This window comes from Curtobacterium sp. A7_M15, assembly GCF_030705415.1.
GTDB lineage: Bacteria > Actinomycetota > Actinomycetes > Actinomycetales > Microbacteriaceae > Curtobacterium.
Window position 1 is genome coordinate 1 of the sequence record NZ_JAUZED010000099.1, and the last position, 13,045, is coordinate 13,045.

General features: G+C 71.6%; 12 protein-coding genes. 4 read left to right on the top strand and 8 right to left on the bottom strand.

Annotation, left to right across the window (positions count from 1 at the left end; translation table 11 throughout):
* The first annotated feature begins 482 nt into the window (after nucleotides 1-482).
* Nucleotides 483-1,049, top strand: coding sequence for a TIGR03086 family metal-binding protein (locus Q7F20_RS14895; RefSeq protein ID WP_305740852.1), 567 nt, complete (start codon nucleotides 483-485; stop codon nucleotides 1,047-1,049).
* Between the two features lie 224 nt (nucleotides 1,050-1,273).
* Complete coding sequence (locus Q7F20_RS14900) at nucleotides 1,274-2,200, top strand: aldo/keto reductase (RefSeq protein ID WP_305740861.1); 927 nt, start codon at nucleotides 1,274-1,276, stop codon at nucleotides 2,198-2,200.
* 117 nt (nucleotides 2,201-2,317) lie between these two features.
* Here Q7F20_RS14900 and Q7F20_RS14905 read toward each other — a convergent pair whose 3' ends face one another.
* Entirely contained in the window at nucleotides 2,318-3,250 is a 933-nt protein-coding gene (locus Q7F20_RS14905; RefSeq protein ID WP_305740853.1) for an oxygenase MpaB family protein, read from the bottom strand.
* Between the two features lie 60 nt (nucleotides 3,251-3,310).
* Here Q7F20_RS14905 and Q7F20_RS14910 point away from each other — a divergent pair, with 60 nt between their 5' ends.
* The gene (locus Q7F20_RS14910) at nucleotides 3,311-4,996 is read left to right on the top strand and encodes a long-chain-fatty-acid--CoA ligase (RefSeq protein WP_305740854.1); all 1,686 of its coding nucleotides are present in this window, start codon (nucleotides 3,311-3,313) and stop codon (nucleotides 4,994-4,996) included.
* 242 nt (nucleotides 4,997-5,238) lie between these two features.
* On the opposite strand, the gene Q7F20_RS14915 is transcribed toward Q7F20_RS14910, so the two are convergent.
* The 5 genes from Q7F20_RS14915 to Q7F20_RS14935 form a co-directional block, all read right to left on the bottom strand.
* Nucleotides 5,239-6,213, bottom strand: coding sequence for a DMT family transporter (locus tag Q7F20_RS14915; RefSeq protein WP_305740855.1), 975 nt, complete (start codon nucleotides 6,211-6,213; stop codon nucleotides 5,239-5,241).
* Entirely contained in the window at nucleotides 6,210-8,111 is a 1,902-nt protein-coding gene (locus Q7F20_RS14920) for an amino acid transporter (protein ID WP_370871701.1), read from the bottom strand. The genes Q7F20_RS14915 and Q7F20_RS14920 overlap by 4 nt, the downstream gene beginning before the upstream one ends.
* 183 nt (nucleotides 8,112-8,294) lie before the next feature.
* Nucleotides 8,295-9,149, bottom strand: coding sequence for an ABC transporter permease (locus Q7F20_RS14925; protein WP_305740856.1), 855 nt, complete (start codon nucleotides 9,147-9,149; stop codon nucleotides 8,295-8,297).
* Nucleotides 9,146-10,147 (bottom strand): ATP-binding cassette domain-containing protein, encoded by a 1,002-nt coding sequence (locus tag Q7F20_RS14930; protein ID WP_305740857.1) that lies wholly within the window; start codon nucleotides 10,145-10,147, stop codon nucleotides 9,146-9,148. Before Q7F20_RS14930 ends, Q7F20_RS14925 begins: the two co-directional genes overlap by 4 nt.
* 56 nt (nucleotides 10,148-10,203) lie before the next feature.
* Nucleotides 10,204-11,004: a hypothetical protein gene (locus Q7F20_RS14935; RefSeq protein ID WP_305740858.1), complete on the bottom strand. Its 801-nt coding sequence runs from the start codon at nucleotides 11,002-11,004 to the stop codon at nucleotides 10,204-10,206.
* Between the two features lie 185 nt (nucleotides 11,005-11,189).
* Here Q7F20_RS14935 and Q7F20_RS14940 point away from each other — a divergent pair, with 185 nt between their 5' ends.
* Complete coding sequence (locus tag Q7F20_RS14940) at nucleotides 11,190-11,612, top strand: DUF3054 domain-containing protein (protein WP_305740859.1); 423 nt, start codon at nucleotides 11,190-11,192, stop codon at nucleotides 11,610-11,612.
* A gap of 3 nt (nucleotides 11,613-11,615) precedes the next feature.
* Here the strand turns inward: Q7F20_RS14940 and Q7F20_RS14945 are convergent, their stop codons facing one another.
* Together Q7F20_RS14945 and Q7F20_RS14950 are read right to left on the bottom strand one after the other, a co-directional pair.
* Entirely contained in the window at nucleotides 11,616-12,266 is a 651-nt protein-coding gene (locus Q7F20_RS14945) for a spermidine/putrescine ABC transporter substrate-binding protein (RefSeq protein ID WP_070416650.1), read from the bottom strand.
* A gap of 48 nt (nucleotides 12,267-12,314) precedes the next feature.
* Nucleotides 12,315-13,045 (bottom strand): DUF3097 family protein (locus Q7F20_RS14950; RefSeq protein WP_305740860.1); only part of this gene is annotated, 731 nt, incomplete at its 5' end.

Genomic DNA, 13,045 nt, shown 5'->3' on the forward strand with positions numbered 1-13,045 from the left:
GAGCGGGCGCGCCGGCGAGCGCGTCCGCCGCGAGCGCGAGCGCCGGCGAGCGGGCGAAGTACGCGGCCTTCGGAGGGGACACCCGCAAGATTCAGCCCGCTCGCGATCGTTTCCGTCACGGGCCGCGGCGCTGCGCTCCCCCGCGGACGCCGATGTCGACCTCCGGGACGCCACCCGCGTCGATCGGGCGGATTCGACGCGGATCGACGCGGCACCCCCGCGTGTTCCGCCCGATCGGCCGCTCACCCGGCGACCGCGCGCAGTACCGTGAGACCGCAGGGTCCGCCGACCAGCACCGGGCCGACCCCCGCGGGGCCGACCCCCGCGGGGCCGACCCCCGCGGGGCCGGCCCCCGCGGGGAATCGGAACCCGAGCCAGAGGGTTGCACGGGAACACACGGAACCCGACTCCCGGGCAGGTCGTCGGATACACCCCAAACGGAGCACCCCGCACCCGCAGGACCCACGAACAGGAGCACCACCATGGCCACCGACTGGATCGCGCTGCAGGCACTCGCGGCAGCCGAGTTCGGCCGCCGCGTCGCCGCCGTCACGGACTGGGACGCGTCGACCCCCGATTCCGAATGGACCACTCGAGACCTCGTGCGACACGTCGTCGAGGAGCAGCGGTGGATCCCCAAGCTCCTGACCGGGTGCGACTACGCACAGGCCGAAGCCGATCTCGAAGCGGTCGGCCCCGACCTCGCCGCCGAGTGGGCGAAGTTCGCTGGCGCGGCCATCGAGGCGTGGCAGAGAACGCCCGCTGACACGCCAGTGCACCTCGCGACGGACGTCGTCCCCGCGGGCCAGTACCTCACCGAGCAGACCAGCGACATCACGATCCACACGTGGGACCTCGCGCGGGCGACGGGCAGCGACGAGACCTTGCCGGACGAACTCGTGCAGGCCGTGTGGGAGCACTTCGAGCCGCAGATCGAGGACCTCGCCGCGACCGGCCTCTACGCGCCGCCGGTCGACGTCGACGAGGACGCCCCGCTGCAGGTTCGCCTCCTCGCGGTCACAGGGCGCGATGCAAGGGTGGAGGCATGACCGAAACCGCCCGCCCGGCGAACGCCGGCACCGAAACCGCCCGCTCGGCGAACGCCGGCACCGAAACCGCCCGCTCGACGAACGCCGGCATCGAAACCGCCCGCTCGGCCACCACGAGCACAAACCCGAGCCCCAGCCCCAGCCCCAGCCCGACCACGACCACCGCCGGATCCCCCGTCCGCCTCGGCGCCTCAGGCCTCCAGATCAGCCCCGTCATCCTCGGGATGATGTCCTACGGCGACCCCGACAAGGGCGCCCACGAGTGGAGCGTCGGCATCGACGAAGCCCGCCCCTTCGTCCGCCGCGCCTACGAGCAGGGCATCACGACCTTCGACACCGCCAACGTGTACTCCGCCGGCAGCTCCGAGGAGATCACGGGCACGCTCCTCAAGGAACTCGCCCCTCGCGAGGAGGTCCAGGTCTTCACCAAGGTCTTCAACCGCATGCGCCCCGGCGCGAACGGCGCCGGACTCTCCCGCGCGGCGATCATGCACGAGATCGACGCCTCGCTGACCCGCCTCGGCACGGACTACGTCGACCTGTACCAGATCCACCGTTTCGACCCGCACACCCCGGTCGAGGAGACGATGGAAGCCCTCCACGACGTCGTCAAGTCCGGCAAGGCGCGCTACATCGGCGCGAGCAGCATGTGGGCGTGGCAGTTCGCCGAGATGCAGCACATCGCGGAACGAAACGGCTGGACGCGGTTCGTCAGCATGCAGGACCAGTACAACCTCCTCGAACGCGAGGAGGAGCGCGAGATGCACCCCTACTGCGCCCACACGGGTGTCGGGGTGATCCCGTGGAGCCCGCTCGCCCGCGGCAAGCTCACCCGCCCGTGGGACGCGCAGGGTTCCGGGAGCAGGGCGGACACCGACGAGTTCGGCAAGACGCTCTACCGCCAGGACGAGGACGCCAACCGCGCGATCGTCGACGCGGTGCAGCAGGTCGCCGAGGCCCACGACGCGAGCATGGCGCAGGTCGCCCTCGCCTGGGTGATGCGGCAGTCGGCGGTCACCGCCCCCATCGTCGGCGCGACGAAGGAGCACCACATCGACGACGCGGTGGCCGCGACGGCGATCGACCTCACGGACGACGAGGTCTCCCGTCTCGAGTCCGCGTACACACCCCGGGTGCCGTCCGGTTTCTGACGCCCCCACCGGTGGGTCGGGAGGTGGGCCCCGCCCGTCGGTACCGGCGTGACGCGCCAGCGGCACGACGGCCGAGACGGGAGGGACGGTGCCAGCGGGCTCCGTCCCGACCGTCCGTCAGACGGTCGCGTCCGGAGCCCGCCGCTCGCCGTCCAGCCGTGCGATCCGGACGAGCGCCGCACGCTCCGTCCCCGGCTGGTGTCCGAGGACGGCACCGATGCCGTCGAGCACGACGCCCGCCGTCCGCCGGACCCGGAACTCGACCGGCCCGACCGAGGGCGTCCGCAACCCGAGCATCGACCGGTGCCGCGGATCGAGGGACGCGACCGCGCCGTCGAAGAGCGCTCGGTACCCGGGGCGCAGCAGGCGCGCGAGCGGCGGGTCCTTGATGAACCGGACGACGTCGAGCGTCCGCGCGGTGGCGACGAGCTCCCCGCGGTCGAGGTACCCGTTCATCTGCTCGCGGAGCTCCGCGTCGGACTCGGGTGCGTCCTCGACACCCATGAGCCTGCCGGCGATCGCCCACTCACGGACGTAGGCGTCGGGACCGCCGGGGATCGGCTCACCCCACAGCTGCGCGCTCCGGAGGAAGGCGTCGGTGAACGCGAGGTGCACCCGACGGGCGAGGTCCGGGTCGTTCGCGGCGTAGGGCTTCGAGACCCCGTGACCGTCGACGTACTCGCCACGGACGCGCTCGTGGAGGTTCCGGACCCAGGCGCTCGCGGACCGGGCGGCTGTGGTGTCACCGTGCGACACCGTGTAGATCCAGCGGATGGTGCCGGCGAGGCGGCCGAACGGGTCCTCGCGGTAGCGGGAGTGGTCGGCGACGCCGGCGAGGGCACCGGGGTGGAGCGCCTGGACGAGGAGGGCGCGGACCCCGGCGAGGATCGTCTGCTTCCCGCCGTGCACCGACCAGGTCGCGGAGCCGGGCCCGAAGAACCCGGCGTCGGTGCCCTGTTCGAGCTCGTCGATCCAGGCCGGGCGCTCGGTCGCACCGCCGGTGAACGTGTGGTTGAGGCGGGACCGGAAGGCGTCGGCGACGGAGGGCATGACGCCATCGTCCGTCGTGCCCCTGACAACGCGCTCCGGGTGCCCGCTAGGTTGGTCGGCGTGAGCATCGACACGCCTCGTCCCTGGCTTGCCTCGTACGCCCCGGGGGTCCCGCACGACATCGACGAGCCGACCGGCTCCCTGTACGACATCGTGGAGGGGTCCGCCCGGCGCTTCCCGAAGAAGGTCGCGCTCGAGTTCTTCAGGCGCACGACGACGTACGCCGAGCTCGAGGAGCAGATCCTGCGGGCGGCGAACGGCCTGCGCAAGCTCGGGGTGCGCGCCGGCGACCGGGTGGCGATCGTGCTGCCGAACTGCCCGCAGCACATCGTGGCCTTCTACGCGGTGCTGCGTCTGGGGGCCGTGGTCGTCGAGCACAACCCGCTGTACACGCCGCGCGAGCTCCGCCACCAGTTCGAGGACCACGGCGCGAAGGTGGCGATCGCGTGGGACAAGTCCGTGGCGACGCTGCAGGACTTCCCGTCGGACGTGAAGCTCGACGCGATCGTCTCGGTCGACCTCACGCGTGCGATGCCACGCGGGACACGGATCGCGCTGTCCCTGCCGGTCGCGAAGGCCCGTGAGTCCCGGGCGAAGCTCACGACCAAGGTGCGCGGCACGACGCCGTGGGACGACCTCGTGTCGAACCGGAAGCTGTCGAAGCGCCACCCCCGCCCCGGGACCTCCGACGTCGCCCTGATCCAGTACACGTCCGGCACCACGGGCGTCCCGAAGGGTGCGGTGCTGTCGCACGGCAACCTCATCGCGAACGCCGCGCAGGCCCGGGCGTGGGTCCCCCAGATCCAGCCCGGCGACGGCAGCGTGGTCTACGCGGTCCTGCCGATGTTCCACGCCTACGGCCTGACGCTCTGCCTGACGTTCGCGATGAGCATGGCCTCACGGCTCGTGCTGTTCCCGACGTTCGACCCGGCACTCGTGCTCGCCGCGATGAAGAAGCACCCGCCGACGTTCCTGCCGGCCGTGCCCCCGATCTACGCGCGGCTGCAGCACGCGGCGGACTCCGCGAAGGTCTCGCTCGAGGGGATCGAGATCGGCATCTCCGGGGCGATGGCGCTCTCGAAGGACGTCGTCGAGCCGTGGGAGGCCCGCACCGGCGGTTACCTCGTCGAGGGCTACGGCCTGTCCGAGTGCTCCCCCGTCCTGCTCGCGAACCCGGTGTCCCCGGCGCGGCGCCTCGGGTCGATCGGCCTGCCGCTGTCCTCGACCGAGGCGCGCGTGGCCGACCCGGACGACCCGACGAAGGTCCTCGGGACCGACGAGCCGGGTGAACTCCAGGTGCGCGGCCCGCAGGTCTTCAGCGGCTACTGGGGCAAGGCCGAGGCCACCGACGAGGTCTTCACGCCGGACGGCTGGTTCCGCACCGGCGACATCGTCGCGATCGACGCCGACGGGTACGTCCGGATCGTGGACCGGCTCAAGGAACTCATCATCACCGGCGGGTTCAACGTCTCCCCGACCGAGGTCGAGGACGCCCTGCTCAAGCACCCGAGCGTCCGAGAGGTCGCCGTCGTCGGGATCACCCAGGCCGGCAACGAGCAGGTGGTCGCGGCCGTGGTGCCGAAGGACCCGTCGACGTTCGACGCCGATGTCCTGCGGGCGTGGTCGCGCGAGCACCTCGCGGCGTACAAGGTGCCCCGCCGGGTCGTCGTGGTCGAGGACCTGCCGCGCTCGATGATCGGCAAGGTGCTCCGGCGGAAGGTGCGGGACCAGATCCTGGGCGAGTAGCGGGGCGCGCGGCGTCGATCCGGTACGACATCGTCGACGTCGCACGACATCGACGTTGTCGCCCAGGAGGCGCGGCTGGGGTCGTCCGCACCCGTCCCGCCCCGCACACGCACCGGACCACCGCGCCACGCGGCACCCGACACCGGCACCGGACCGCCCGACTCCACCCCAGACACCGGCACGGGCGGCGCCCGACGTCCGAACGTCCGCCAACCAGCCCCGGCGCCCGCCACCCGACCTGCCTACCGGGCAGCCCTCCCCGGCACCGCGAGCACTGCCAAGCCGCCCACGACGAGCGCGACGCCGACCCACCCGCCGACGCTGAGGTGCTCCCCCACCACCAGCACCGCGAGCACCGCGGCCACCACCGGCTCGAACAGCGAGAGCAGCGTCGCCGCCGAGGCGCTCACGGACCGCAGCCCGATGGCGTACAGCGAGTGCCCGAGCACCGTCGGCACGAGCGCGAGGTACAGGAACACCGGCCAGTTCGCCGCGACCCCGAGCGCTCCCTGCCCACCCACGACTGCGAGCACCACGAGCGGGAGCGCCGCGAGCCCGAACACCGCACCCACGAGCCCGCGCTCCGGCAGCGAGACCCGGTCCGCGACGGACGCACCGCCGGGCAGCGCGACGGGAACCGTCACCGCGTGCATGCCCCGCGCGACCGCCCACGAGTACGTCGCGTACGTCAGACCGGCGAGCAGCGCACTCCCGAGCCCGAGCACGAGCGATCCGCCCGCGCCGGCATCGGCCGGTCCGTCGGCGGACCGCGCGAGCGTCACGACGACCATCCCGACCACGCTCACCAGGGTGGCGGCGATCCACCGGCGCGTGACGCGCCTCCCGTCCGCCATCCACTCGACCAGTCCGGCGAACACGGGCGACGACCCGATGGCCACCGTCGTGCCCAGCGCGACGCCCGCGTCGGCGAGGGCCGCGTAGAACGCGACCGCGTAGACGACCAGCGAGGCTGCGCCGAGCAGCACCCAGCGGCGGGTCGCCGGGTCGGCGGCCGCGCGGAGGGCGCCGCGTCCGGTCCCGAGGGCGAGGACGATCCCGCCGAGGCCGAACGTCACGGCCCCGAACACGAACGCGGGCACCCCGGGCGCGAAGTGCGTCGCGGTGCCGGTGGTCCCCCACACGGCCGCGGCGACGAGGACCGCCGCGGATCCGGCGACGGGCCTGGAGGCGCGGCGGGCGTCCGCCTCGTCGGTCACGACACGTGGACGCTCGGTCGACGGTTGACGTCCGGCTCCGCCTCGCGCAGCACCTCGCGCGTCACGGGGGCGACGTCACCGACGCCGGTGAACACGAAGCGGATGGCGTTGCGGATCGGGCTGCCCTCGTTCCACTCGAAGTAGATGCTCGGGACGACCCCGGCGATGTCCCGGATGGCCAGGAGCGTCGACGCGATCGTGTTCGGCACGTTGCCCGACCGCACCTTGAGCACGCGGTGCCCGTGGATGACGTGCCCCTCGACGACGAGGTCCTCCTCGAAGTCCGAGGAGTCGGCGGGGAGCACCTCGAGGAACATCGTCGGCACGCGGGCGGGGATGCCGGAGTCGCGGCGTTCCTCGCGGCCCTTCGACCGGTACGCCTCGGCGGTGCCGGCACCGGGTTCGTTCGCGATGATGCAGACGGAGCTGAACTGGTCGGCGTCGGCCTCGATGAACTGCCGTGCCGTGGCGTCCAACTCGATCGACGACGCGCGGAGCTCGAACGACCGACGGACCCGGGAGACGAGCGACACGACGACGATCGCGATGATGAAGATCGCCGCGATCCGGACGCCGTCCGGCCGCTCGATGACGTTCGCGACGGTCGTGTACACGAAGACCACGGCGATGATGCCGAACCCGATGGTGCGCTTCTTCTGCTGCTTGCGACGGGCCGACAGCGTCACCGCGACCGCGGCGCTCGTGATGAGGACGAGCACGCCCGTGGCGTAGGCGCCGCCCTGCGCGTCGACGTTCGCCTGGAAGATGATCGTGATCACGAAGGCGATGAGCGTGAAGATGATCACGAGCGGACGCGTCGCCCGAGCCCACTGCGGGGCCATGCCGTAGCGGGGCAGGAACCGTGGCACGAGGTTCAGCAGGCCCGCCATCGCACTCGCACCGGCGAACCACAGGATCGCCACCGTCGAGAAGTCGTACACCGAGCCGAAGACGCCGCCGAGGTACTCGTGCGCCAGGTACGCCAGCGCCCGGCCGTTCGCCCCGCCCCCGGGCTGGAACTCGTGCTGCGGGATGAGGAACGTCGTCACGATCGACGAGGTGATGAGGAACGAGCTCATGATGACCGCGGCGACGGTGAGCAGGCGCTTCGTCCCGCGGATCCGACCCTCGGGTCGAGCGCTGGTGTCGTCGGCCGCGTCACCGCGTACCTGTGGCATGACCGCGACGCCGGTCTCGAAGCCGGACAGCCCGAGCGCGAGCTTCGGGAAGACGACGAGGGCGATGCCGATCATCACGAGCGGGTTGCTGTGTTGCGCCGTGAGACCGCTCCACCAGTCGCTCGCCACCATCGGGTGCTCGAACACGTGCCACAGGGAGACCACGACGACGACCGCGTTGAGGACCAGGTACACCGCGACGAGACCGACCGCGATGCCGATCGCCTCCTTGAAGCCGCGGAGGAACACCACCCCGAGCAGGAGCAGCAGCGCGAGCGTGAGCGGCACCGGGATCTCGGTGAACCAGTGCGGTGTGAAGGGGTTCTCGGCGATGTGCGCCGTCGCGTCCGCCGCGGACAGCGTCATCGTGATCATGAAGTCCGTCACGGCGAACCCGAGCAGCACGAGCACGAAGAGCTTGCCGGCCCACCAGGGCAGGAGCTTCTCGAGCATCATGATCGAGCCGGCGCCCCGGAAGCTGTCCTGCGCGACCCGGCGGTACACGGGCAGCGCACCGAACAGCGTCACGAGCACGAGCACGATCGTCGCGATGGGCGACAGGAGCCCGGCCGCGAGCGCGGCGATCGCGGGCTGGTACCCGAGCGTCGAGAAGTAGTCGACGCCCGTGAGGCACATGACCCGCCACCACGAGTGGGTCTTCTCGACCTCGACCTGGTGCGGCCCCTGGTGCGAGGCGCCCTGGTCGGCCCCGTGCAGCATCCAGCGACGCACACGGGTGCTCCGGTCGAGGGGTGGCTCGGTCGCGTCGCGTTCCGCGGCCCGCTCGGCGTCTGTCGCGGTCACGGGGAAATGCTAAGCCGTCCGGGTGTCCTCGGTGCGTATCCCGACCTCCCTGTGGAGAACCGACCCGCTGGGTGGTGCGGTGTGGAGGATCGAGCGTCCCTACTTCGAGCTGATCCGCGTGTACTTGTTCACCGACCACGGCACGAAGACCACGAGCATCACCGCGATCCCGATCAGCACCGTCACGACCGGGTGCTGCATCGTCCAGATGTCCGGCACGGGAGCCGAGCCGACGTTCCCGAACAGTTCACGGGCGGCCTGCACCAGCGACGACACCGGGTTCCACTCCGCGAAGACCCGCAGGACGAGCGGCAGCGTGTCGCTCGGGACGAAGGCGTTCGAGATGAACGTCAGCGGGAACAGGATCATGAACGAGGCGTTGTTGATCACCTCGGGCGTCTTCACGCTCATCCCGAGCAGCGCCATCACCCAGCTGAACGCGTAACTGAAGAGCAGCAGCAGCGCGATGCCGGCGAGGAACTCGAGCGGTGAGGAGTTCACCCGCCACCCGACCGCGAGCCCGGTGAGCATCATGATCGCCATCGAGATCCCGTTCAGCACGAGGTCGGAGTTCGTGCGGCCGACGAGCACGGCGGACGCCGACATCGGCAGCGTGCGGAACCGGTCGATCAGCCCTTCTTTCAGGTCCTGCGCCATCGCCGAGCCCGAGAACGTCGCACCGAACACGACCGTCTGGGCGAAGATCCCCGCCATCAGGAACTGCGTGTAGTCGGTCCCCTGCACCTGGATGGCGCCGCCGTACACCTGGCTGAACAGCAGGACGAACATGATGGGTTGCAGCACCGCGAACACGAGCATGTCCGGCGACCGCTTGATCTTGGTCACGTTCCGCTTCGTGACCGTCCAGCCGTCCTCGAACCAGACCGCCACGGGCGAGGTGACGACGACGGGCAGCTGCCGGCCGAGTGCAGCGGAGGGCGTGGTCGCGGTCATCGGGCCGCCTCCTTCTGCTTGGTGGCGGCCGGGTCGACGGCATCGTCGTCCGTCGCCGCGTGGCCGGTGAGTCGGAGGAACACGTCGTCGAGGGTGGGGCGGCGCATGCCGGCGTCGTGCAGCTGGATGCCGGCATCGCCGAGGTCCGCGAGCACCCGCTGGAGCGCGGAGGGTCCGGCATCGACCGCGACCGCGTGGGTCCGGCCGTCGCCGGACGCTTCGACGTCGCCCACGCCGTAGCGCCGGAGGACGGTGGTGGCGGCGTCGGCGTCGGCTTCGTCGACCAGTGTGACGACCACCCGGTGCCCGCCGACCTGTGCCTTGAGCTGGTCGGAGGTGCCCTCGGCGATGACGGTCCCACCGTCGATCACCGCGATGTCGTCGGCCAGCTGGTCGGCTTCCTCGAGGTACTGCGTGGTGAGGAGGACCGTGGTTCCCTCGGCCACGAGCCCCTCGATGATGCCCCAGAGCGCGAGTCGGCTGCGTGGGTCGAGGCCGGTCGTCGGCTCGTCGAGGAACAGCACACGCGGGTTCATCACGAGCGCGCCGGCGAGGTCGATCCGCCGCCGCATGCCGCCGGAGAAGCCCTTCACGGGGCGGTCGCCGGCCTCGGCCAGGTCGAAGACGTCGATGAGCTCGCGAGCCCGTTCTCGCGCCGTCCGACGGCCGAGGTGGTAGAGCCGTCCGATCATCTCGAGGTTCTCGAAGCCGGTCAGGTTCTCGTCCACCGCGGCGTACTGACCGGAGACGCCGATGGCACGACGAGTGGCCTGCGGGTCGGCGACGACGTCGATGCCGTCGATCGTCGCCGTGCCGCTGTCCGGGGTGATCAGGGTGGTCAGCACCTTCACCGTGGTGGTCTTGCCGGCGCCGTTCGGCCCGAGCAGCGCCTTCACGGTGCCCTGCGGTACCGCCAGGTCGAGTCCGGCCAGCGCGTGCACGGGGCCGGACTTCGACCGGTACGTCTTGGTCAGCCCGGAGGCTTCGATGATGGCCATGTCGCTCCTTCGTCGAGCATGGAACATATCAGATGGTCGGCGCCGACCGGGACGCTCTACACGTCGAAGTCACCACCGAAGTCGCCGAAGCCACCGCCGAAGTCGGATCCGCCGTCGCCCCAGCCCGCACTCTCGAACCCGCCGCCGTCGGACGCGCTGGCATCGGACGCGCCTCCGTCACCGGAGTCGGCACCAGTGTCCTCCTGACCACCGTCACCCGCAGCGTCGGTACCGCCGTCGAACGACCCGGGGTCGGGCAAGAAGGCGCTCATGATGGCCGAGCCGATCACGTAGCCCGCGACCGTCCCGAGGATCGAGGCGCCGATCATGCTGCCGAACGAGGGGCCGGAACGCTGCCCGGCGCCGCCGAACACCCCGCCGCGACCGTTGCCGACCCCGCCGAGCGAGCGCTCCATGAACCCGGGCTGCCGGATCTCCGACCGCGTCGCCGCCTGCGCCAGGGACCGCGGGTCGTCGCCGCGGGGAGCCTCGCCGGCGGGCGCGGACCGGGTGAACTCGTCGTAGACCATCCGGCGCTGTTCGTCCGTCAACTTCGCGAAGGCCTCGGTGTGGACCTCCTCGATGCGCTCCGGCGGGGCCGTGCGGAGCAGGTAGCGGTAGCGCTCGACCGCACGCTCGTCGTCGGTCGACGCCTGCTGAGCACCGGCCGGGCTGCCGCCGCCCCACTGCGGCGTGCCGTACTGGTCGCCGCCCGTCGGCGCGGGCTGGTGGTAGGACTGCTGGCCGTAGCGGTACCCCTGCTGCTGCGGCTGCTGCGGCTGCCCCCACTGGTTCTGCGGTGCGGCGCCGTTCCGGTCACGTTCCGGACGTCCGAGCAGGCGGTCGAGGAATCCCATGGTCGATGCTCCTTCGGGTGTGCCCCGCCGGCGGCGGAGCAGTGCGGCCCGCCGTGGGGCGATGCCGTGGACTGCCACCCTAGGGAGCGCCGACGACCGCTGACTGAACGCACGCACAGAGTCACCCGAGAGCCGGCGGTGCCCGACGGCCGAGGGTCGTCGGCGGCGCCTGCGAGGATGGGCGTGTGACCGAACGCACCTGGGGCTGGCTCGCAGCCGTGATCGACGTCGTGCTCATCGTCCTGTTCGCCCTGATCGGGCGCTCCTCGCACGGTGAAGCGAACACCGCACTCGCGCTGTGGACGACCGCCTACCCGTTCCTCGCCGGGTGGGCGATCGGGTACGTGACGAGCGGAGCGTGGGCTCGCCCGCTGCGCTCCTGGCCCACGGGTGTCGTCGTGTGGGTCCTCACGGTGTTCGTCGGGTTGGCGATCCGCGTGGCGACGGGCCAGGGCGACGTGGACGGCACCCCCCTGCCGATCTCGTTCGTGATCGTCGCGACGATCGTGCTCGGGGTGTTCCTGCTCGGGTGGCGCGCGGTCGCTCGACTCGTCATCGGTGTCGTCCGCCGACGGCGGCAGCGCGGGGCGGTGTCTGCCGAGCGCTGATCGTCAGAACAGCCCGGCGCGGGGGGCCTCTGGTCCGTCGAACCCGCGGAACATGTCGGACACGAGGGCTTCGATCTGCGGTTCGACGAGTCGTTCGACCGCCTCGGCGATCCGTGGTCGGTGGTCGATGAGCGCCAGGCAGACCGCCGTGCCCGTGGAACGGGCGCACTCGTCGGAGAGGGCGATCTCGTGACGGAGCGCCGACTTCGCCTCGTCCGACAGTGGTTCGCGCGGCGCCTGCTCGTGCGCGCCCGTACCCGTCAGCTCGCCGAGCGTGAAGAGGAACGGCTCCCCCGGTGACGGCTCGGGGTCGACGTCGAGGCCCTGGAACTCCGGCTGCAGGCCCTCGGTCGGCTGGTACCCGGCGTGACGCTTGCGTGCCGCGGCCCGTTCGAGTTCCCGCTGCAACAGGGGCAGGTTCTTGGCGGTGTAGTCGTCGACGGCGTCCTCGATGATCGTCGAGATGCGGCCGATCAACGCGTGCTGGACGGCGTGCGGCACGTCCGGGCCGAAGCCCGCGGCCGTGGCGATCGGTGAACCGGTGCACTTGCGGCAGATGCGCGTCCGGGGCCGCGCGGTGCCGATCTGCCAGCGGGGCAGCCAGCGCAGCCAGACCTCGACGGCGCTGCGCACGCGTCCGTCGATGCCGTCCATGCTCCAAGGGTATGCGCCACGCCCGGGTTCGCCGCGATTTCCGCGTCCTCAGCCCTTCGGCTCGGTCACGAAGTCGATGAGCTCCTCGACCCGGCCGAGCAGCTGGGGCTCGAGATCCGCGAACGTGCGCACCTGCCCGAGGATCCGCTGCCACGCCCGTGCGATGTCGGCCTGCTCGGCGGCGGGCCAGCCCAGCGCCTGGCAGATGCCCTTCTTCCACTCGATCGAGCGCGGGATCGTCGGCCACGCCTGCAGTCCGACGCGGGCGGGCTTCACCGACTGCCAGACGTCCACGAACGGGTGCCCGACGACGAGGACGTGGGCGCCCCACTTCCCACGCATCACGGCGTCGGCGAATCGGGACTCCTTCGAGCCCGGCACGAGGTGGTCCACGAGAACCCCGACGCGACGGTCGCGCGAGGGCCGGAAGTCCTCGAGCACGTCGGCCAGGTTGTCGACACCGGAGAGTTCCTCGACGACGACGCCCTCGACCCGGAGGTCGGCTCCCCAGACCTTCTCGACGAGTTCGGCATCGTGCTTGCCCTCCACCATGATCCGGGAGGGCAGGGCCACCCGTGCGCGCTGCGACTCCACGGCGAACGATCCGGACGCGGTGCGGAGGCGACCTCCGTCGGACGCGAGCCGGACCGCCGGGGCCGAGCCGCGCCTCCCGGCACCGGCACCGGCACCACCCGCCGGACCGGCACCCGCACCGGCACCACCCGCCGGACCGGCACCCGCACCGGCACCACCCGCCGGACCGGCACCCGCACCGGCAC

Bases quoted from the DNA above. Each gene is read 5' to 3' on its own strand.
- Q7F20_RS14895 (WP_305740852.1), top strand. From the start codon at position 483: ATGGCCACCGACTGGATCGCGCTGCAGGCACTCGCGGCAGCCGAGTTC.
- Q7F20_RS14900 (WP_305740861.1), top strand. From the start codon at position 1,274: ATGATGTCCTACGGCGACCCCGACAAGGGCGCCCACGAGTGGAGCGTC.
- Q7F20_RS14905 (WP_305740853.1), bottom strand. From the start codon at position 3,250: ATGCCCTCCGTCGCCGACGCCTTCCGGTCCCGCCTCAACCACACGTTC.
- Q7F20_RS14920 (WP_370871701.1), bottom strand. From the start codon at position 8,111: ATGCTGCACGGGGCCGACCAGGGCGCCTCGCACCAGGGGCCGCACCAG.
- Q7F20_RS14925 (WP_305740856.1), bottom strand. From the start codon at position 9,149: ATGACCGCGACCACGCCCTCCGCTGCACTCGGCCGGCAGCTGCCCGTC.
- Q7F20_RS14930 (WP_305740857.1), bottom strand. From the start codon at position 10,147: ATGGCCATCATCGAAGCCTCCGGGCTGACCAAGACGTACCGGTCGAAG.
- Q7F20_RS14935 (WP_305740858.1), bottom strand. From the start codon at position 11,004: ATGGGATTCCTCGACCGCCTGCTCGGACGTCCGGAACGTGACCGGAAC.
- Q7F20_RS14945 (WP_070416650.1), bottom strand. From the start codon at position 12,266: ATGGACGGCATCGACGGACGCGTGCGCAGCGCCGTCGAGGTCTGGCTG.